General features: G+C 64.1%; 21 protein-coding genes and 1 pseudogene. 10 read left to right on the forward strand and 12 right to left on the reverse strand.

The annotated features are described in order from the left end of the window. Nucleotides 1–84 precede the first annotated feature (84 nt). Nucleotides 85–376: pseudogene (locus IVA79_RS30025) on the forward strand (DUF1330 domain-containing protein). A 3-nt stretch (nt 377–379) separates the two neighbouring features. Here the strand turns inward: IVA79_RS30025 and IVA79_RS30030 are convergent. Both IVA79_RS30030 and IVA79_RS30035 read right to left on the reverse strand, forming a co-directional pair. Beyond that, the gene (locus tag IVA79_RS30030) at nt 380–628 is read right to left on the reverse strand and encodes a hypothetical protein (RefSeq protein ID WP_247559905.1); all 249 of its coding nucleotides are present in this window, start codon (nt 626–628) and stop codon (nt 380–382) included. A 32-nt stretch (nt 629–660) separates the two neighbouring features. After that, the gene (locus IVA79_RS30035) at nt 661–942 is read right to left on the reverse strand and encodes a hypothetical protein (protein ID WP_247559971.1); all 282 of its coding nucleotides are present in this window, start codon (nt 940–942) and stop codon (nt 661–663) included. 155 nt (nt 943–1,097) lie between these two features. Here IVA79_RS30035 and IVA79_RS30040 point away from each other — a divergent pair, with 155 nt between their 5' ends. The 4 genes from IVA79_RS30040 (at nt 1,098) to IVA79_RS30055 (ending at nt 3,688) form a co-directional block, all read left to right on the forward strand. Next, on the forward strand, nt 1,098–1,496 hold the full coding sequence (locus IVA79_RS30040; RefSeq protein WP_247559907.1) for a metallopeptidase family protein: 399 nt from the start codon (nt 1,098–1,100) through the stop codon (nt 1,494–1,496). Between the two features lie 80 nt (nt 1,497–1,576). Beyond that, nucleotides 1,577–2,182 (forward strand): 3-isopropylmalate dehydratase small subunit, encoded by a 606-nt coding sequence (leuD, locus tag IVA79_RS30045; RefSeq protein WP_008539074.1) that lies wholly within the window; start codon nt 1,577–1,579, stop codon nt 2,180–2,182. Nucleotides 2,183–2,261: 79 nt separating this feature from the next. Continuing rightward, nucleotides 2,262–3,047 carry a hypothetical protein gene (locus IVA79_RS30050; protein ID WP_247559909.1) on the forward strand — a complete coding sequence of 262 codons (786 nt, stop codon included), beginning with the start codon at nt 2,262–2,264 and terminating at the stop codon, nt 3,045–3,047. A 221-nt stretch (nt 3,048–3,268) separates the two neighbouring features. Next, nucleotides 3,269–3,688: a hypothetical protein gene (locus IVA79_RS30055; RefSeq protein ID WP_247559911.1), complete on the forward strand. Its 420-nt coding sequence runs from the start codon at nt 3,269–3,271 to the stop codon at nt 3,686–3,688. Nucleotides 3,689–3,790: 102 nt separating this feature from the next. On the opposite strand, the gene IVA79_RS30060 is transcribed toward IVA79_RS30055, so the two are convergent. After that, a complete protein-coding gene (locus IVA79_RS30060) occupies nt 3,791–6,019 on the reverse strand; it encodes a TonB-dependent siderophore receptor (RefSeq protein ID WP_247559913.1) in 2,229 nt (742 codons plus the stop codon). 216 nt (nt 6,020–6,235) lie between these two features. Here IVA79_RS30060 and IVA79_RS36865 point away from each other — a divergent pair, with 216 nt between their 5' ends. Beyond that, nucleotides 6,236–6,358, forward strand: a complete 123-nt coding sequence (locus IVA79_RS36865) for a hypothetical protein (protein WP_256465669.1) — start codon at nt 6,236–6,238, stop codon at nt 6,356–6,358. Nucleotides 6,359–6,376: 18 nt separating this feature from the next. Here IVA79_RS36865 and IVA79_RS30065 read toward each other — a convergent pair whose 3' ends face one another. Both IVA79_RS30065 and IVA79_RS30070 read right to left on the reverse strand, forming a co-directional pair. Then, nucleotides 6,377–7,036, reverse strand: a complete 660-nt coding sequence (locus IVA79_RS30065; RefSeq protein WP_247559915.1) for an HAD hydrolase-like protein — start codon at nt 7,034–7,036, stop codon at nt 6,377–6,379. 3 nt (nt 7,037–7,039) lie between these two features. Beyond that, entirely contained in the window at nt 7,040–7,921 is an 882-nt protein-coding gene (locus IVA79_RS30070; protein WP_247559917.1) for a CoA ester lyase, read from the reverse strand. A gap of 112 nt (nt 7,922–8,033) precedes the next feature. On the opposite strand from IVA79_RS30070, the gene IVA79_RS30075 reads away from it, so the two are divergent. Further along, complete coding sequence (locus IVA79_RS30075; protein WP_247559919.1) at nt 8,034–8,675, forward strand: carbonic anhydrase; 642 nt, start codon at nt 8,034–8,036, stop codon at nt 8,673–8,675. A 115-nt stretch (nt 8,676–8,790) separates the two neighbouring features. Here IVA79_RS30075 and IVA79_RS30080 read toward each other — a convergent pair whose 3' ends face one another. Continuing rightward, nucleotides 8,791–9,825: an aspartate-semialdehyde dehydrogenase gene (locus tag IVA79_RS30080; protein WP_247559921.1), complete on the reverse strand. Its 1,035-nt coding sequence runs from the start codon at nt 9,823–9,825 to the stop codon at nt 8,791–8,793. Nucleotides 9,826–9,941: 116 nt separating this feature from the next. On the opposite strand from IVA79_RS30080, the gene IVA79_RS30085 reads away from it, so the two are divergent. Beyond that, nucleotides 9,942–10,730, forward strand: coding sequence for a hypothetical protein (locus tag IVA79_RS30085; RefSeq protein WP_247559924.1), 789 nt, complete (start codon nt 9,942–9,944; stop codon nt 10,728–10,730). A 155-nt stretch (nt 10,731–10,885) separates the two neighbouring features. Further along, nucleotides 10,886–11,275, forward strand: coding sequence for a hypothetical protein (locus IVA79_RS30090; protein ID WP_247559926.1), 390 nt, complete (start codon nt 10,886–10,888; stop codon nt 11,273–11,275). 186 nt (nt 11,276–11,461) lie between these two features. Here IVA79_RS30090 and IVA79_RS30095 read toward each other — a convergent pair whose 3' ends face one another. Together IVA79_RS30095 and leuB are read right to left on the reverse strand one after the other, a co-directional pair. Then, nucleotides 11,462–12,097 carry a DapH/DapD/GlmU-related protein gene (locus IVA79_RS30095; RefSeq protein WP_247559928.1) on the reverse strand — a complete coding sequence of 212 codons (636 nt, stop codon included), beginning with the start codon at nt 12,095–12,097 and terminating at the stop codon, nt 11,462–11,464. A 131-nt stretch (nt 12,098–12,228) separates the two neighbouring features. Then, nucleotides 12,229–13,341, reverse strand: coding sequence for a 3-isopropylmalate dehydrogenase (gene leuB, locus IVA79_RS30100; RefSeq protein ID WP_247559930.1), 1,113 nt, complete (start codon nt 13,339–13,341; stop codon nt 12,229–12,231). 134 nt (nt 13,342–13,475) lie between these two features. On the opposite strand from leuB, the gene IVA79_RS30105 reads away from it, so the two are divergent. Continuing rightward, a complete protein-coding gene (locus IVA79_RS30105) occupies nt 13,476–14,678 on the forward strand; it encodes a YbfB/YjiJ family MFS transporter (RefSeq protein ID WP_247559932.1) in 1,203 nt (400 codons plus the stop codon). A 146-nt stretch (nt 14,679–14,824) separates the two neighbouring features. Here IVA79_RS30105 and IVA79_RS30110 read toward each other — a convergent pair whose 3' ends face one another. From IVA79_RS30110 to IVA79_RS30125, 4 genes are all read right to left on the reverse strand, one after another. Beyond that, the gene (locus tag IVA79_RS30110) at nt 14,825–15,607 is read right to left on the reverse strand and encodes a molybdopterin-binding protein (protein WP_247559934.1); all 783 of its coding nucleotides are present in this window, start codon (nt 15,605–15,607) and stop codon (nt 14,825–14,827) included. Nucleotides 15,608–15,618: 11 nt separating this feature from the next. After that, nucleotides 15,619–16,248, reverse strand: a complete 630-nt coding sequence (locus tag IVA79_RS30115) for a cytochrome b/b6 domain-containing protein (RefSeq protein WP_247559936.1) — start codon at nt 16,246–16,248, stop codon at nt 15,619–15,621. A 182-nt stretch (nt 16,249–16,430) separates the two neighbouring features. Further along, nucleotides 16,431–16,985, reverse strand: a complete 555-nt coding sequence (locus IVA79_RS30120; RefSeq protein WP_247559938.1) for a fasciclin domain-containing protein — start codon at nt 16,983–16,985, stop codon at nt 16,431–16,433. A 335-nt stretch (nt 16,986–17,320) separates the two neighbouring features. Beyond that, complete coding sequence (locus tag IVA79_RS30125) at nt 17,321–18,082, reverse strand: SDR family NAD(P)-dependent oxidoreductase (RefSeq protein ID WP_247559940.1); 762 nt, start codon at nt 18,080–18,082, stop codon at nt 17,321–17,323. Nucleotides 18,083–18,106 lie beyond the last annotated feature (24 nt).

Raw genomic sequence — 18,106 nt, forward strand, 5'->3', positions numbered from 1 at the left:
GCGGACAGCGATGTGAACGCGCCATGAATGAACGACGCCGGGCCCGGCGCTGCGGCGCAGTGCCGCGATGGAAGGAATTTTGGAATGACAGTCTACGCGATTGCGCAATTGAAGATGACGGACCGCGCGGCCTATGACCGCTATCAGGCGCGGTTCTTCGATGTCTTCAGGAAGTACAATGGGCGGCTGCTCGCCGCCGATGAGCGCCCGCGCGTGCTGGAAGGCGCATGGCCGCATGACAAGCTTGTCATGATGTCGTTTCCCGACGAGGCCGCCTTCCTCGCCTTCTCGAACTCGCCCGAATACGAAGAGATCTCGCGTGACCGCAAGGCCGGCGACCGTGCTGCTGGTCAAGGGATTTGCGCCCGCCGGCTAGGCGTCACCAGAACGGCCCGTAGCCGAACACGAACGGTGCGGGCACGCCGTAAGGGTAGGGACGGTAATAGACGGGCCGCGCGTAATAGCGTGGATCGCGACGTACAGCAGGCCGCGCCATGTGATGGGTTCGCACTGGTCGCCGCGCGTCGAAAACCGCGATCCCCGCCGAGGCCTCCGGCACCGTCACCCGCGGCGCTGCGAACGCGCGAGGCAGGCCAGCGGCAAGTGCGACGGCGACGGCCAGTGCCACGCTATTTCGTTGGCGGGGCATCGAGCCGGGCCTCAGCCACGGCGCCAGTAGCAGCTCACGCGCGGCACGATCACCGTGCCGCTCGGCCGGAATTCCTGCACATAGGTGGCGTTGCAGACGCGGACCGCATCCGGACCCGGATTGTAGCGCGGATAGACGCCGTCCGGGCTGTAATAGGGCGTGACGCGCAAGCGCGCCGGGGGTCGCTTGCGTGGCCGGGGAACATCGTCCGGCGAGGCCGCTTGGGCGAGGCGGATCCCGGGGCTCGCCGTCTGGGCCTCGGCGCCAACGCAAAACTGCGAAAACAACCCCATGCACAGTAGCGTCAGCGCTGTTTTCGCTCGCATTTTTCCGCCCACCTGAAACGTCCGTTCGAGACCCCACGCTCCCCGTTTTGGAAGCGCCCGTCAACCTCGCCGCGCTTATAAAGCGGGATGCATCGCCAAGGAACCCGCGCTAAGAGGGTGGCATGTGGACGGAATTGAAAGCTCCCTCGCTGGCCGAGATGGAAGCGACGGCGCACGAGATCTTCGAGGCCCTGCCGGCGGAATTTCGCAAGCTCTGCGAGGGCGTGATCATCCGCGTCGACGACTTCCCGACCGAGGAAGTGCTGGACGAGATGGAGTGCGAGAGCGAGTTCGACCTGCTCGGGCTGTTCCAGGGCATTGGCCTGCCGCAGCAGAGCCTTGGCGACGTGGCGCGGCTGCCCAACATGGTCTGGCTCTACCGCCGACCGATCCTGGACTATTGGGCCGAGCACGACGAGAGCCTCGGCCACATCGTCCGCCACGTCCTGATCCACGAGATCGGCCACCATTTCGGCCTCTCGGACGACGATATGGCCGCGATTGAGGCCAAGGCAGAGTAGATCTGCCCAATTCGGCCTAGGATTCCCGCCCCGATCGCGATAGATACCTGTTCCCTAGACCTATCCGGGAAAGCGCAACCATGGACAAGTTCACCACGCTGGAAGGCGTCGCGGCGCCGCTGAAGATCATCAATGTCGACACCGACATGATCATTCCGAAGCAGTACCTGAAGACCATCAAGCGCACCGGCCTTGGCAAGGGGCTCTTCTCCGAGCAGCGCTACAAGGACGATGGCAGCGAGAACCCGGATTTCGTCCTCAACCAGCCGGCCTATCGCAATGCCAAGGTGCTGGTCGCCGGCGATAATTTCGGCTGCGGCTCGAGCCGCGAGCACGCGCCCTGGGCGCTGCTCGATTTCGGCATCCGCTGCGTGATCTCGACCTCGTTCGGCGATATCTTCTACAACAACTGCTTCAAGAACGGCATTCTGCCGATCCGCGTTTCGCAGGAAGACCTCGACAAGTTGTTCGACGACGCCGAGCGCGGCGCCAACGCGACGCTGACAATCGACCTGCCGAACCAGGAGATCCGCGGTCCCGACGGCGGCAAGGTCAAGTTCGAGATCGACCCGTTCCGCAAGCACTGCCTGATCAACGGCCTCGACGACATCGGTCTCACGATGGAGAAGAAAGCCTCGATCGATACCTACGAAGACAAGCTCAAGCGCGAACGCGCCTGGGCCTGATCGCAGTTTTTGGTTCGAGCCCCGGTGCTGTCAGCGCCGGGGCTTTTTCTTTGTCCTGATTATCTCCTAGTGTTCGAGCATGCGCCCCGAGATCGTCACCTTCTGGCATGGCCCGATGGACGCGCTGCGCCAGACCTGTCTGCGCTCGCAGCTGGCGGCCGGCCACAGGGTCACGGTTTACAGCTTCGACACCATTCCCGGCCTTCCCGCCGGCGTCGCCAACGCGGAAGCCGAAGCGATCCTGCCGCACGCATTCTCCGAACGGTTGCGGCCACCGCAGCCGGACGGCAGCTGGCGCGACTGGACCACGCTTCAGTTCAGCGATTTCTTCCGCATGAAGCTGATGGCGAAGGGCCTCGGCCTCTGGCTCGACGCCGACGTGCTGCTCTTGAGGCCCGTCGAGATCGATCCGGCAAAACCCTATTTCGCCTGGGAGCGGCCGCGCCAGCTCGGCAATTCCGTGATCTATCTGCCGGCCGAACACGGCATCATCGCCGCCTTCGAGGAGCTGATGGAGCAGGAGGAGCTGACGCCGAACTGGCTGTCGGTGCGCCACCGCATCACCTTCATGATGCGCCGCCTGCGTGGCGGCTCGAGCCGCCTCTCCGACATCCGCGTTGCGATCTATGGCCCGGCAGCGCTCACGGCGCTGGCGCGCCGCACCGGCGAGCTCGCTTGCGCGCTGCCGAAGCAGTCGTTCTACGCCGTGCATGCCGAACCGAAACTGTTCTTCGATCCCTCGAGCTATCTCGGCCTCGTCACCGACCCCGAAATCATCGGCCTGCACATCTCGCCCAAGGGCCGCGGCGGCGAGAAGCCGATCCCGGGCAGTCTGTATGCGTGGGCGGCGGAGCGGTTCGCTTAGCTCTCGTGCCCCGGACGCAGCGCAGCACCCCTTGGTGATGCGCCGCTGAGCCGGGGCCCAGCATAGCGGTGAGATGGGTCCCGGCTCTGCGCAGCAGCGTTGCACGCTGCGGCGCGTCCGGGACACGAGCTTTACAGCGCTTCCCAGTTTGATCCAGCGCAACGCGCTCCTGCATCATTGTGCTTAATTCGCTCCAATTCCGCTGTCCGAAGGAGCTGTCCATGAGCACCGCAAGCAGGCCTTATCCCGTCCTCCAGGACCTCATCGACTCCTTTGCCGACTGGCTGAAGCATCGCCGCGAGATGAACGAGATACGGCGGCTCGATCGCGCCGATTTCGACCGGATCGCCAGCGATCTCAGGATCGCGCCCGACGATCTGGAGGAGCTGGTTCGTCACGGCAAGCACGCCGCCGACGAATTGGCGAAGATGCTGGAGCAGCTCGGCATCAACGCCGAAGGCCTCGGCCGCGCGCAGCCGCTGTTGTTGCGTGACCTGGAGCGCGTCTGCTCGCTCTGCAATCACAAGGGACAATGCGACCGCGAGCTGGCCGCCGGCACCGCCGCGGAGAACTACCACGGCTTCTGCGCCAATGCCTCGACCCTGGAGTCGCTCGATCGCGCGGATCTCGCGCCGCGCTGAGGCGGCGCGTGAGAATTCCTTGTCCGCGGTGCACCACCTACCCCTAGTCGCCAGCGGGGAGAGGCGTTCTGGGCCATCGGCCAACCAAAAGTTCGTTCCGCTCTAGAAGTCCACGGACATCGATAGCCACAGCGTTCGCGGCATGCCGCTGATCACGTAGCCGGTCGGATTGCCGATCCAATAGCGGTTGTCGAACAGATTGGTGACGGCAGCCCGGAACGTGGTGGGCCGCCCTGCCAAGCTGGTCGCATAGCGCGCGCCAACGTCAAAGGTGATCCAAGCCGGCACGCTTTGAATGTTATCAGCGCTGACATAGGCCCTGCTGGTGTAAATGGTGCGGGCTGTGGCCGTCAATCCGGGCAGGAATGGCGCATCCCACTCGATGCCGAGATTGCTCTGCCATCCTGGCGCGCCGATCGCATGGTTCCCGTCATGGAGGTGGCCATCGGTCTTCGTGAGCCGCGCATCGAGATAGGTCACACCGCCCAAGACGCGGAGACCTGTGGTCACCTCGCCGAAGGTGTTGAGTTCAATGCCGCGATTCCTCTGCTCGCCGTCAAGACTGTAGATCTTGGTGATCGGGTCAATGACGCCGCTCGGCAAGCTGATCTGGAATGCCGCCAGGCTAGCGCCGAAGCGTCCGAGATCGAGCTTGGTCCCAACCTCGTACTGCTTGGTCTTGAAGGGCGCAAACACGGCGTTCGTGTTGGCTGCACCGGACGGAGGCGTTGGCCCGGGCGTCAGGCCCTCGATATAACTCGCATAGAACGATACTTCCCTGATCGGTCGCACCAACAGCGCGACGGAGGGTGACGTGGCGCTTTGATCGTAGTGGGTCGTTTCCAGCCCGCTCACCGTGTCATAGTCGTTCGCGATCACCCGTTGTTGCCGGGCGCCGACGATGACCTGGAGCATTCCGCTCATCATGGACAGAGTATCAGCGACGCCAACGCTTCGGAGCCCAAGGAAGGCCGACTTCCCTTCCGGAAACGAGGATACCGCGGCCCCCGGGCTCGCGAGAATGGTCGGCGTATAGATTTTGGTGAGATAGTTTCCGTAGTTGGTCTGACCGAGCCAATCGGTGTGGTTCAGAGCGCTGCCGCTGACAACCACCTCGTGACTAATCGTCCCCGTGTCGAAACGGGCCCTCACACCAGCTTCGCCCGACACGCTCTCAGACTTTCCGGTCTGGAAGCGTGAGGTCGAGAGCGCGTCGCCCGCAGTGTTGAGAAGTGTGGCGCCTGGCGCTTCCCGCTTGTCAAAGCTGAACTGGTTTCCGCCGATCGCCCCAAAGACCGTGACATTGTTCGAGAGATCATACTCAGCCCGCGTCAGCCCTGTCAGGCTCTTCGCTCGCGCGTAGTCGAATGGCTGAGCGAGATTGATCCGAGGGTCCGGGGCATTGGGGACTGCGATGCCGGTGACGGGCGTGTAGCCACGTGCGGCGGCCTTCATCCAGTCGTCCTGATAGATGATATCGGCCGACCACCTGAACCGTTCGCCGCGATAGTCAACGCCAAGCGAACCGATTCCGTCGCGCACCGACTGACGGTCGATCGTCGTATTCCCGCCGTCGATTCCACCGTTGAACCGCACGCCCCATTCCCTTTGCTCACCATAGCGACGGGCCACATCGACCTCAGTGCCAAACCGCGCATTGGACATGTAGCCGGCAGTAAGTCGGGTGAAGTCTTCACTGGCCCGCTTGGTCACGACATTGACACTGCCACCGATACTGCCCGACGGCGCCATGCCGTTGAGGAAAGCCGCGGGTCCCTTCAGCAACTCGATGCGCTCGATCGGCGCAGGGTTGATTCGGTAGGCCGGCACGAGGCCGTACAGGCCATTCAAAGCGATCTCGCTGTTTTCGACCCGGAAGCCACGAATCGTCAGAGCGTCATAGCGATTGCTGCTGCCGATTGCGGCGCGGACCGACGGATCGGAATTGGTCAAGACCTCAGCGACACTGGTGGCCTGCTGATCACGGATGGTCTTCTCGGTATAGCTCGTGAGGCTATACGGCGTATCCATATAGTCCTTGTTGCCGAGCAGGCCGACTTGTCCGCCACGCGCCACTTGCCCACCGACAAACGGTACCGGCAGCGCCGCCCTTTGTGCACCAAGCGTCGCGGGCGCAATCGGCGTGCTTTCGCGCCTACCCGCCTGCCGTGTTGTTGCAGAGCGCGGTGAATTCGACGAGCGGTGCCTCCGAACGGGAGCGGCACGACGTTCCGGTGCAGAGACGGTAACCGGAGGGAGTGGCTGGCCAGAAGCGGTCGATGTTTGGCGGTCCGACTGCTGCGCCAGTGATGAGGTCGTGGCGAGCAGCATCGATACGCACGCGAGCCCAAATGCGCGCGAGTAACCCAAGTCGCTAAGCATATTATTCCCGGAGTCTTTTCTTCTTGATGCCCCGCAGTGGGGACAGGCATGGCATATCTGCCAGAGCGGACCGAGCCAACTAGAATGGGTCTAGCGTAATTGATGTGACGTTGATGCGGCGCGCGTCTCGTTCGACGCTTCGCTTTCACTTCGCGCCGAAGGCTGGTGCCGCTGCGTCATCGCATCACCTTTGCGATGTGCCGCTTTGCGCGGAGGCTCGAACACGATCGCGCCGATTTCGACGGGATCGCGAGCGATCTCGAGGCCGCGCCGGAGGCGCCGCACTGAGGTCGGCACGAGACGGGCCTATCCACTCAACATCGATAGAACCATGCGCGCGAGGTCGGCTGGTCGCTCCACCAAATGATCCGCGCCCGCCATTTCGAGCTCGTCCCGGCTGCCATATCCCCAGAGCACACCGAGGCCAAGCATCCTGACTGCGTGAGCACCATTGATGTCGTGGCGGCGATCGCCGACCATGAGGCTGTGCGAGGCGGAGATGTCCCGTTCGGACAGGATGTGGGCAAGCAGCTCCGGCTTGTGATCAAGCTTGCCGCCCGGCACCGAACCGTAGACGCCGTCGAAATGCGCCGCCAGATCGAGATTTTCCAAAATTCGTCGCGCGAAAGCCTCGCGCTTCGACGTGGCGAGATAGATCCGCAACCCAGCGCGTCGCATATCCGCAATCGCTGCGCCGATTCCGGGATAAGCCTCGCTTCCGAGCAGACCGGTGTCGCCATAGTGCCCGCGATAGGCGACGGCGGCTTCATCGACCCGGTCGTCGCCGTACGCCGCAAGCAAAGCCCGCAAGATGTCTTCGAGCGGTGGCCCGATGGTTATGTCAAGCGCGCCGTCGGGATCATGTCCCAGCGCACGCAATGCGGCTGAGCAGCTCGCGACAATGCCCGGCCGGGAATCGATCAGCGTTCCGTCGAGATCGAGCAGGACGGAACGAGCTGGGCCCACCCCTCAGCCCTTGCCCATCGCGGCGATCGCGTCCGCGATTGCAATCGTGCGCCGCGCCATGTCGGCGTGCAGGCGCTCCACCATCGCGCCATCGAGCCGGATCGCACCGCGCGAGGCGTTTTCCGGCAGCTCGAACGCCGCGATGATCTTTCGCGCGCGCGCAACCTCCTCCTCGGGCGGGGTGAAGATGGCGTTGCAGGCGTCGATCTGCGACGGGTGGATCAGCGTCTTGCCGTCGAAGCCGAGATCGCGGCCTTGCGCGCATTCGGTGGCGAAGCCGTCGGAGTTGGCGATGTCGCTGTAGGGGCCGTCGAGAATTTCGAGACCATGGGCGCGCGTCGCCAGGATGCAATGCGTGATCATCGGGATCATCGCGGCGCGGCCGGGCAGCATCCGGATCCGCGTCTCGCGCGAGATGTCGTTCGGACCGAACACGAAACCCGACAGGCGCCGCGATGGATCACGCCCGGCTGCAGCCAGCTCTTCGGCATGCAGCACGGCGCACGCGGTCTCGATCATGGCCCAGACCTTCACGGTCGGCGCCGCACTGAGCTCGGCGAGGCGACGGCCGATCGCGTCGAGATCCTCGATGCTTGAAACTTTTGGAACCAGGATGCCATCCGGTGAGGCCTTGGCGGCCATCGCGACGTCATCGGCCCACCACGGCGTGTCGAGGCCGTTGGTGCGGATCAGGATTTCGCGCCTGCCAAAACCCTTGGCCGCAACCGCAGCGGCGATGCCGTCGCGTGCCAGCGCCTTGGCATCGGGCGCGACGGAATCCTCGAGATCGAGGATCAGGCCGTCGGCGGCAAGATTGCGCGCCTTTTCCAGCGCGCGTGGGTTGGAGCCGGGCATGAACAGATGGCTGCGGCGCGGGCGGGTCATGCAAGCGTTCCTTCCGGTTTCCTCGAGCGGGCTCTTGACCGAAGGCGATAGCACCTGGCCTGCCTATTCGAAAGGCTTGTTCGCCCCGACGGTATATGTTTAGGCATAGGCCATGACCTCATTCCCAGAGCATTTGCTGAAAGGCTACAGGGCCTTCGCCACCCAGCGGCTGCCGACCGAGCAGAACCGCTACCGCGAACTTTCGCTGAAGGGACAGTCGCCGGAAGTGATGGTGATCGGCTGCTGCGACAGCCGTGTCTCGCCCGAGGTGATCTTCGACGTCGGCCCGGGCGAGCTGTTCGTGGTCCGCAACATCGCCAATCTGGTGCCGACCTATCAGCCCGACGAGAACGCACATGGCGTCTCGGCGGCGCTCGAATATGCCGTGACGGTGCTGAAGGTGAAGCACATCGTGGTGCTCGGCCATGCGCAATGCGGCGGCATCCGCGCCTTCGTCGACAAGATCGAACCGCTCACGCCCGGCGACTTCATCGGCAAATGGATGCAGATGTTCATCAAGCCGGGCGAGGTGGTCGAGCAGCGCGAGCACGAAACCATGGCGCAGTTCGTCGAGCGCATCGAGAAAGCCGCGGTGTTCCGCAGCCTCGAAAATCTGATGACGTTCCCGTTCGTGCGCAAGGCCGTGGAGAGCGGCCAGATGCAGACCCACGGCGCCTATTTCGGCGTCGCAGAGGGATCGCTGTTCGTGCTGGACAAGGTCGCGAAGGAATTCAAGAGCGTGCGCGAGGCGTAAGCCACCTCTTGTAGGGTGGGCAAAGGCGCGACGCGCCGTGCCCACCACCTGTCGCAATCGAAAGAAGGTGGGCACGGCGCGCGAAGAGCGCGCCTTTGCCCACCCTACGGCAGCGTCAGGCCGCCTGCTTCTTCGCGCTGATCAGCTTGCGGTTGATCAAGACTTCCGCGATCTGGATCGCGTTGAGCGCGGCGCCCTTGCGCAGATTGTCGGACACGCACCACAGCACGAGGCCGTTCTCCACCGTCGCGTCCTCGCGGATGCGGCTGATATAGGTCGCGTCCTCGCCGGCCGCTTCATACGGCGTGGCGTAGCCGCCGGGCTCCTGCTTGTCGATGACGAGGCAGCCGGGCGCCTTGCGCAGGATGTCGCGCGCTTCGTCCGCGCTGATCGGATTCTCGAACTCGATGTTGACGGCCTCGGAGTGGCCGACGAACACCGGCACGCGCACGCAGGTGGCGGAGAGCTTGATCTTGGGATCAAGGATCTTCTTGGTCTCCGCCATCATCTTCCACTCTTCCTTGGTGTAGCCGTCCTCCATGAAGACGTCGATGTGGGGGATGACGTTGAAGGCGATGCGCTTCGGAAATTTTTTGTTGACCAGCTCCTGGTTGGTGTAGACGGCCTTGGTCTGCGAGAATAGCTCGTCCATGCCATCCTTGCCGGCGCCGGACACCGATTGATAGGTCGAGACCACGACGCGCTTGATGGTCGCCTTGTCGTGCAGCGGCTTCAGCGCGACCACGAGCTGCGCGGTCGAGCAGTTCGGGTTGGCGATGATGTTCTTCTTCTTGAAGCCTTCCGTCGCAGCAGCGTTCACTTCCGGCACGATCAACGGCACGTCCGGATCCATGCGCCAGGCCGAAGAATTGTCGATCACCACAGTGCCGGCGGCGCCGATCTTCGGCGACCATTCCTTCGACACCTCGCCGCCCGCCGACATCAGGCAGATATCGACGTCGGAGAAGTCGTAGTGCTCGAGCGCCTTGCACTTCAGGGTGCGGTCGCCATAGGAGACCTCGACGCCGACGCTACGGCGTGACGCCAGGGCCACGACCTCGTCCGCGGGAAATTTGCGCTCATCGAGGATGTTGAGCATTTCCCGTCCGACATTGCCGGTCGCGCCGACGACTGCGACTTTGTAACCCATCGTTCACTCTCCGATGAAAAAGCCCGTTCCTGAAGCTGACGCTTAAACAGGAAGAGCAGCGCTTCTATGCGAGAACCGGCCTCAAGACAACGTTGGACCATGCCTGAAGGCCATGGATGCAGTCGCCTGAGGCCAGCACGGCCGTTAGCCCCACCCAGATCCATCTGGCGCTTGCAGCCTTCGCCGACGAGGTCGTCGGCACGCTGGCGCGCCTGTTCGCCTATGTGGGGGCGCTCGCCCTGCTTTGCATCCTCGGCCTCGCGGCGCTCGGCCAGCTGCCCGATTGGCGCGACGATGAACCGACGCCGCGACCGGACTGGAGCGTGGCCGACCGCTCGCGCCCGGCCTTCGCCCTCAGCAAGCTCGATTCGACAGAGAAAACAGCCTCTTACACCATCCTCAGGCATCCCGAGGGCGGCCGCAGGGACGTTATGCGCTGGACCAGCGCCGCAGACCAGGTGCTGGCCGAGCTCGAGATTTACCGGGAGGGCGGCGAATTCGACGTCACACGTCCGGCGACCGCGGACCTCGCCGTCCAGATGGGCCTGGGCGCGGCCAGCCCGCTCGAGCAGGCCGGGCTGATCGAGACCAAATTCGGCCCCGTCGCCCTGTTCCGGCCGGTCGCAGCAAGCAAGGGAGCGCAGGCCTGCCTCGGCTACCTCAAGCGCAGCGAGGAGCCCGCCTTGCAGATCTCCGGCTTCTCCTGCCAGGGCGATACCCTGCCCGCCCAGCGCGCGGCCATCGCCTGTACGCTGAACCGGTTGACGCTGCTGACCTCGGGCAACGAGCCGAAGCTGGCGGACCTGTTCGCCCATGCCGAGCTGAAGCGCCGTCCTTGCGACCTCGCGGGTTCGCCGGACTGGCTGCTCGGCGCCGCAAACGCGCAATTGCGCGGGACGCTGTAAGCCGCATCAAGCCAAGTGGCTGGTATTGATGCAACTTTTGCCGGCGCGCACGATTATTCCGAGCCGGTGTGACCCAATAGACCTAGTTGCGCTCACCCCGGCCGGGCTAGTATGGGGTGAAATCGACTGGCGGTGCGCCGCTTGAAGGGGACGTGATGAGCTCGAAATTCTCTGCCAAATTGGCGACCTTGTTTGCAGCGGGCGCCGTGATTGCCATGTCCTCTGCCATTGGTTTGGCGACACCGGCCTCGGCCGACACCAAGACCAAGCGTTATGACGAGCGCGGCCGCCCCTATTACGGCCCGAGCGGTCCCAACGCCGTGTACCAGCAAGGCCGCACCCGCATCTATGTCAGCAAGCGCTCCTGGCTCGACGGCGGCACCGAGGTCAATCCGGGCGACCGCAAGTTCTCCGACTACGCCTTCCCGCCGGCCGTGGGCTACCCGTCCTTCGCCCGCGAGAACCTCAACCGCCCAATCGACCGCCAGCCGCTCTCGCCGCCGAGCGATGTCGGCGGCTATCCGCAGACTTTCCCGCTGTACTGAGCGGACATATCTTCGAATCAAAAGGCCGGGCTCATGCCCGGCCATTTTTGTTTCAGGAGATGCCGTAGGGTGGGCAAAGGCGCCCTTGCGCCGTGCCCACGATCTCTCTCGATCGTGAAAAATGCGTGGGCACACTTGCGCTTTGCCCACCTACGATTCCTGTTGCTTGGCTGAGATGCGTGGGCCTCACACATTCGCCGCAGGATCATAGCGCCGGCAAAATTCTTCCATCGCCTCGGAGCGGAAATCGGCGAGGCGCGCGAAGATCAGCTGATCCGGCCAATCCCACCAGGCGATGCGGCGCAGGCTTGCCGCAACGGAATCGTCAAAGCGCTTGCGGATCGGACGCGCCGGAACGCCGCCGACGATGGTGTAGGGCTCGACATCACGGCTGACGACTGCGCCTGCGGCGATCACCGCGCCGTCGCCGACCTTCACACCCGGCAGCAGGATGGCGGCGTGGCCGATCCAAACGTCGTTGCCGACGATCACGCGGTCGCCGCGGCGGTCGGCGAAGAAGTCGCGGTCGCGCGTCACGCCCGCCTCGTAATATTCCGGGACATAGGTGAAGCGATGTTGCGACGGCCGGCCCATCGGATGGTTCGGCGCGCCGATCCGCACCGAATTGGCGATCGCCGTGAACTTGCCGATCACCGCGTCGGCGACGTCGCAATTCTCGCCGAGATAGGAGTAGTCGCCGAGCGAGGCATATTCGATGCGCGTATTCGCGAGCACCTCGCAACGGCGCCCGATCTGCGCCTCGCGCAGGCGCACCGTTTCATGGACGATGGTTTCCGCGATCTTGGGGCGGGGTGTGTCCATGAGGCGGCTCCACAAGCAAGTGCCGTAGGGTGGGCAAAGGCGCCCTTGCGCCGTGCCCACCATCTCTCTCGATCGCGAAAAATGCGTGGGCACGCTTGCGCTTTGCCCACCCTACGATGGCGGTGCAAGCCTTACGCGTGCAGCTTCTGCAATTCCTTCAGGATCGCCTCGCCCATCTGCGTGGTCGAGACGGCGGTGGTGCCTTCCGACTTGATGTCGGCGGTGCGCAGGCCGCTGGCGAGCACCGCGGCGATCGCGGCGTCGACCTTGTCGGCCAGCGCGCCCATGTCGAAGGAATAGCGCAGCGCCATGCCGAAGGACGAGATCATCGCAATCGGATTGGCGAGGCCCTTGCCAGCGATATCAGGGGCCGAGCCGTGCACGGGCTCGTACAGCGCCTTGCGCTTCTTGCTCTTGACGTCGACCTCGCCGAGCGAGGCCGAGGGCAGCATGCCGAGCGATCCCGTCAGCATCGCCGCGATGTCGGACAGCATGTCGCCGAACAGATTGTCGGTGACGATGACGTCGAACTGCTTCGGCCATTTCACCAGCATCATGCCGCCGGAATCGGCGAGCTGGTGCTCGAGCGTGACATCAGGATATTCGCGCTTGTGGACCTGGGTCATGACCTCGTTCCAGAGCACGCCCGACTTCATGACGTTGCGCTTCTCCATCGACGTCACCTTGTTCTTGCGCTTCCTGGCAAGCTCGAAGGCGACGCGGCCGATGCGCTCGATCTCATAGGTGTCGTAGACCTGGGTATCGACGGCGCGCTTCTGGCCGTTGCCGAGATCGGTGATGGTCTTGGGTTCGCCGAAATAGACACCGCCGGTGAGCTCGCGCACGATCATGATGTCGAGGCCTTCGACCGCCTCGCGCTTCAGGCTCGATGCCTCCGCAAGCGCCGGGTAGCACATTGCGGGACGCAGGTTCGCGAACAGAGCGAGATCCTTGCGCAGGCGCAGCAGGCCGGCTTCGGGACGCACCTCGTAAGGAACCGCATCCCACTTCGGGCCACCGACCGCGCCGAAGATGATGGCGTCGGCGGCCAGCGCCTTGGCCATGTCGCCCTCGGAGATCGACACCCTGTGCGCGTCATAGGCGGAGCCGCCGACGAGGCCGCTGTCCGTCTCGAACTTGGCGATCCCGGCCGAATTGAGCCAGTCGATCAGCCGCTTCACCTCGCCCATCACCTCGGGGCCGATACCGTCGCCGGGAAGCAGCAGCAGTTTGTGGGTCGCCATGGTCGTTTCCTCTGAGATCGAATTTCGGCGGGAGTGCTAGAGCGGCGTTGCGCACTTGGCAAGACACCATTGCCGCCGCGCCGCTGTGCAAGGCGGGCGGGGCCTGCCACACTGCGATCCGCCGGAGTACCCCCTTGCACGCCCCTGACCGCCCCCCGCTACAGGCGCATCTCGCGCGGCTGATCCTGACCCTGTCGCTGGCCGCCACCGTCGGGCTCGGCATCGGCCGCTTTGCCTATGCCCTGGTGCTGCCCGACATGCGGGAGGACCTCGGCTGGTCCTACTCGGCGGCCGGATTCATGAACACCATCAATGCCGTCGGCTATCTCGTCGGCGCGCTCGTGGCGTCCCGCCTGATCCAGCGTGTCGGCTGGGCGGCGGCGATCCGCGGCGGAACCCTCGCCTGCGTCGCTGCACTCGCCACCTGCGCGCTGACGGGGAATTTCGTCGCGCTGAGCCTGGCCCGCCTGGTGCTGGGTCTTGGCGCTGCGGCCGGCTTCGTCGCCGGCGGCGCGCTGGCTGCGACCATCGCCCAGTCACGCCCGGAGCGGGCCAATTTCCTGCTGAGCCTGTTCTATGCCGGGCCCGGCATCGGGATTCTGTCCTCGGGGCTGATCGCCCCGTTCACGCTGCAATATTTCGGGCCGGGCTCATGGTGGATCGTCTGGTGGGCGCTGGCGCTGCTGTCCGTCGCGATGACGATCCCGCTGTTCCTGATCCGCATCGAAAGCAGCGTCCGCTTCTCGGAAGGCGGCCACGCCGCGTTCGCGATTTTGCCCGTGCTGATCTATCTCGCCGGCTACTTCCTGTTCGGCGCCGGCTACATCGCCTACATGACCTTCATGATCGCCTATGTGCGCGATGGCGGCGGCGGCGCCGCGGCACAGGCCGCGTTCTGGAGCCTGATTGGCCTGTCCGCCTTCGCGACGCCCTGGGCCTGGCGCGGCGTGCTGGCGCTCGACCGCGGCGGGCTTGCCACCGCCATCATCCTCGGCACCAATGCGCTGGGTGCGGCCCTGCCGATGCTCGGGCATTCGCCGGCCTGGCTGGCGGTCTCCGCGCTGGTGTTCGGCGTCGCCTTCTTCGCCGTGGTCGGCTCGACCACCGCCTTCGTGCGCTTCAACTATCCGCCGGAGGTATGGCCGACCGCGATCGCGGCGATGACGATCTCGTTCGGTGTCGGCCAGACGCTCGGGCCGATCGTGGTCGGCGCCATCACGGACGCGCTGGGGAGCTTGGGTTACGCGCTGAATGTTTCGGCCGCATTGCTGGCGCTCGGCGCGGTGGCGGCGTTGTGCCAGCGCAAGGTGGGGCCGGCCAAGCAACCGGTGCCGTAGGGTGGGTTAGCCCTGCAGATACGCGAAGCGCATCTGCTCGGCGTAACCCACCACTTCTGTCACTGCGGACATCAAAGAGGTGGATTACGCCTCGCGAAGTGCGCTTCGCGCATTCGCAAGGCTAATCCACCCTACGGCAGCGTGCCTCAGCTCCCACTAAACGAATTATACCCCTGGTCTTCCCAATAGCCGCCCTTGTAATCGTTGGTGACTTCCATCGACACCACGTATTTCGGGTTCTTGAAGCCGAGCTTGGTCGGCACGCGGATCTTCATGGGGAAGCCGTAGGCACGCGGCAGAATCTCGCCCGCATATTTGAACGTCATCTGGGTCTGCGGATGCAGTGCGCTGCGCATGTCGAGCGGCGAATTGTAGCCGTCCTTGTCGGCGCACTGGAACCAGACATATTTCGCGCGCGTGTCGGCGCCGATCAGCTTGAGGAAATCGCGCAAGGGCGTGCCGGTCCAGCTGCCGATCGCGCTCCAGCCCTCGACGCAGATGTGCCGCGTGATTTGCGTGACCTGCGGCAACTTGTAGAGCTCGTCCAGCGTCCAGGACTTCTTGTTGTCGACGAGGCCGCCAACCTCAAGCTTCCAATCTTTACCGTCGACGTCGGGCGCGTCGTCGAGATCGTAATAGGCGTTGAACGGGAACGGTTTTGTGATCGCGCTCTCGGGGAAGGTCGGCGCCAGCGCGTCGGGATTGAAGATGAAGGCCTGCACCGCGTCGTTGAATTTCGAGACCTGCTTCAGCATCTCCTCGGCCGACGAGGAATCGATGACGTCACAGCCGGTCAGCAGCGTCAGCGCACCCAAGCTGGCGCCGCCCGCGATGAAGCGGCGGCGGGTGACATCAGGCATGGTCTTGATGGAGTCCTTGATCAGCAACCGCTTGTCGACGCCGGGGATCAGGAATGAACGCTTGGCCATATTCTCCTCCTCTAGCGACCGATGATCATGGCGCGCAGGCTCTTCGGTACCAGCAGCGCGAGCAGAACGTGAATGACGAGGAATGCGCAGATCGCGGCCATGCAGAAGAAGTGGATGTAGCGCGCGGTCGGATAATCGCCGAACAGCGCGACGAGATAATAGAGCTGCACCGGCTTCCACATGCCGAGCCCGGTGAGCACGATCAGCACGCCGACCACGATGATGCCGGCATAGAGCAGGCGCTGCACGTAGTTGTAGACGGTGAGATCATCGTGGCCGAGCTTGAAGGTCAGGGCAGCCCTGACGTCGTGGAGCACGCCTGACGGGGTGATCGGGAACAGCTTTTTCCGGAAGCGACCGGTGGCAAAGCCGGTGACGAGATAGGCAAGGCCATTGATCATCAACAGCCACATCGCGGCGAAATGCCAGAGCAGGCCGCCGCCGAGCCAGCCGCCCAGCGTGTACTCGCGTGGGAAGGTGAAGCCGAACAGCGGCGAGGCGTTGTAGATCTGCCAGCCCGACAGGATCATCAGGATCATGGCAAGGGCGTTCACCCAGTGCATGATCCGGACCCAGGCCGGCTGGATCACTTTGGCCTTGGTGGCCCCGACCTGCTCGTCGGTGACTGTGAGGCTCGCCATGGTGGTTCCGTCCTGAACGTCGTGTGACTGCAATTATACGCCGGGACTTCCGTTTTCGTTACGCCCATCCGCTATCGAATCCATGCCGGCGGGCTATCTCGGTCAAAATAATGCGAGCCGGGCACCCCCGGCTCGCCGTCTCGACGCATCCTGTTCCGGGGATGAAACAGGAGCGCGTGGTGTTACGACGCCGGCATCAGCACGGTGTCGACCACATGGATGACGCCGTTCGACTGGTTGACGTTGGAGATCGTCACCATCGAGGTGCCGCCCTTGGCGTCGACGATCCAGGTCTTGCCGTCCATCTTCTTGACCGTCAGTTCCTCGCCCTCGGCGGTCTTCAGCTTCTTGCCCTCGGTGAGGTCGGAGGCTTCGAGCTTGCCGGGCACGACATGGTAGGTGAGGATCTTGGTCAGCGTGGCCTTGTTCTCGGGCTTGACCAGATTGTCGACGGTGCCGGCCGGCAGCTTGCCGAAGGCGGCGTTGGTGGGCGCGAACACCGTGAACGGACCTTTGCTTTCCAGCGTCGGCACCAAGCCTGCCGCCTTCACGGCCGCCACCAGCGTGGTGTGGTCCTTCGAGTTGACCGCGTTCTGGACGATGTTCTTCGACGGGAACATCGCGGCGCCGCCGACCATGACGGTCTTCTCCTCGGCACTGACGGGCGCGACGACGGTCGCGGTGATGGCCAGGGCGCTGAAGGCGGCGGCGGCGAGATAGGCAATGCGCTTCGACATGGAAAGTCTCCCGATTGAATTGGTACCGGCGATAGCCAGCGTTGAGTTGGGGCAACAACGGCGACTGCGACAGTCGAGGGTGATGCAGCAGTGCCGTCGTTGGACCGAACTACGGGAGGGTTCGCGATGCGGTTTCGGGGAAAAATTCTTTGTGATGCGTGAAACTATGCGCGGGGATGTTCGTGTGATGCGGGCGAGCGCCAAGCGGACGGTGCTGTAGGGTGGGCAAAGCGCAAGCGTGCCCACGCAGTTGTCGTGATCGAGAGAGATGGTGGGCACGGCGCTTCGCGCCTTTGCCCACCCTACGGCAGTGTGCCCGTTGAGACAGTATCGCCTCAATCCCTGTTGTTCGGCGTCTGAATAAACCCGCGATTGTGCGTCGGGCTGATCAGCACCTCGTTGATGCAAACACGCGCCGGCATGCTGGCAATGAACGCGATGGTGCGGCCGAGATCTTCGGACTGCAGCATCCTGGCCTGCTCCTCATCGCTGGGCACCACCGGGCGCAGCTTCAGGATTGGGGTGGCCACCTCGCCCGGCATCAGGCAGCAGGCGCGCAGGCCGTTGACGCATTCGTCCATGTTGAAGGAATGGGTCAGCGCCAGCACCGCATGCTTGGTCGTGGTGTAGGCCGGGCCCGGCATCTTGGAGACGTGGCGCCCGGCCCAGGACGAGACGTTGATGATCGCGCCGTCCTGCTGCTTGCGCATCGTCGGCAGCACCGCGCGCATGCAGTAGAGCACGCCGTTGAGATTGACCTGGACCAGCTGGTCCCAGCCCTCCAGTTCCATATCCTTCCAGCTGCGCCTGGGGACATTGATGCCGGCATTGTTGACCAGGAGGTCGATGCGGCCGTGCTTGGCGACGATCTGATCGGCGGCCTTCTGGGCCGCACTGGCGTTGGAGACGTCCAGCGCAATGGCCTCGGCCGCCCCACCAGCCCCGGTGATCTTCGCAACCACTGTATTCAGGGCGTCCTTTCGCCGGCCGGACACCACCACCGTCCAGCCGTCGGCCGCTAACGCCTCGGCGCCGGCCTCTCCGATCCCGCTGCCACCACCCGTCACCCAGGCCACGCGTTTCCCGTTTTTGGTCATGCAAACTGTCTCCGTTGCTTCATC

It is taken from the genome of Bradyrhizobium sp. 138 (assembly GCF_023074075.1).
Lineage (GTDB): Bacteria > Pseudomonadota > Alphaproteobacteria > Rhizobiales > Xanthobacteraceae > Bradyrhizobium.

What these genes read in the sequence shown, in the direction of transcription:
- IVA79_RS30085 (WP_247559924.1), top strand. Translation starts at nt 9,942, where the DNA reads ATGCAGTCGCCTGAGGCCAGCACGGCCGTTAGCCCCACCCAGATCCAT.
- IVA79_RS30120 (WP_247559938.1), bottom strand. Translation starts at nt 16,985, where the DNA reads ATGTCGAAGCGCATTGCCTATCTCGCCGCCGCCGCCTTCAGCGCCCTG.
- IVA79_RS30070 (WP_247559917.1), bottom strand. Translation starts at nt 7,921, where the DNA reads ATGACCCGCCCGCGCCGCAGCCATCTGTTCATGCCCGGCTCCAACCCA.
- IVA79_RS30075 (WP_247559919.1), top strand. Translation starts at nt 8,034, where the DNA reads ATGACCTCATTCCCAGAGCATTTGCTGAAAGGCTACAGGGCCTTCGCC.
- IVA79_RS30090 (WP_247559926.1), top strand. Translation starts at nt 10,886, where the DNA reads ATGAGCTCGAAATTCTCTGCCAAATTGGCGACCTTGTTTGCAGCGGGC.
- IVA79_RS30125 (WP_247559940.1), bottom strand. Translation starts at nt 18,082, where the DNA reads ATGACCAAAAACGGGAAACGCGTGGCCTGGGTGACGGGTGGTGGCAGC.
- IVA79_RS30055 (WP_247559911.1), top strand. Translation starts at nt 3,269, where the DNA reads ATGAGCACCGCAAGCAGGCCTTATCCCGTCCTCCAGGACCTCATCGAC.
- IVA79_RS30050 (WP_247559909.1), top strand. Translation starts at nt 2,262, where the DNA reads ATGCGCCCCGAGATCGTCACCTTCTGGCATGGCCCGATGGACGCGCTG.
- IVA79_RS30040 (WP_247559907.1), top strand. Translation starts at nt 1,098, where the DNA reads ATGTGGACGGAATTGAAAGCTCCCTCGCTGGCCGAGATGGAAGCGACG.
- leuB (WP_247559930.1), bottom strand. Translation starts at nt 13,341, where the DNA reads ATGGCGACCCACAAACTGCTGCTGCTTCCCGGCGACGGTATCGGCCCC.
- IVA79_RS30115 (WP_247559936.1), bottom strand. Translation starts at nt 16,248, where the DNA reads ATGGCGAGCCTCACAGTCACCGACGAGCAGGTCGGGGCCACCAAGGCC.
- IVA79_RS30060 (WP_247559913.1), bottom strand. Translation starts at nt 6,019, where the DNA reads ATGCTGCTCGCCACGACCTCATCACTGGCGCAGCAGTCGGACCGCCAA.
- IVA79_RS30095 (WP_247559928.1), bottom strand. Translation starts at nt 12,097, where the DNA reads ATGGACACACCCCGCCCCAAGATCGCGGAAACCATCGTCCATGAAACG.
- leuD (WP_008539074.1), top strand. Translation starts at nt 1,577, where the DNA reads ATGGACAAGTTCACCACGCTGGAAGGCGTCGCGGCGCCGCTGAAGATC.
- IVA79_RS30110 (WP_247559934.1), bottom strand. Translation starts at nt 15,607, where the DNA reads ATGGCCAAGCGTTCATTCCTGATCCCCGGCGTCGACAAGCGGTTGCTG.
- IVA79_RS30035 (WP_247559971.1), bottom strand. Translation starts at nt 942, where the DNA reads ATGGGGTTGTTTTCGCAGTTTTGCGTTGGCGCCGAGGCCCAGACGGCG.
- IVA79_RS30080 (WP_247559921.1), bottom strand. Translation starts at nt 9,825, where the DNA reads ATGGGTTACAAAGTCGCAGTCGTCGGCGCGACCGGCAATGTCGGACGG.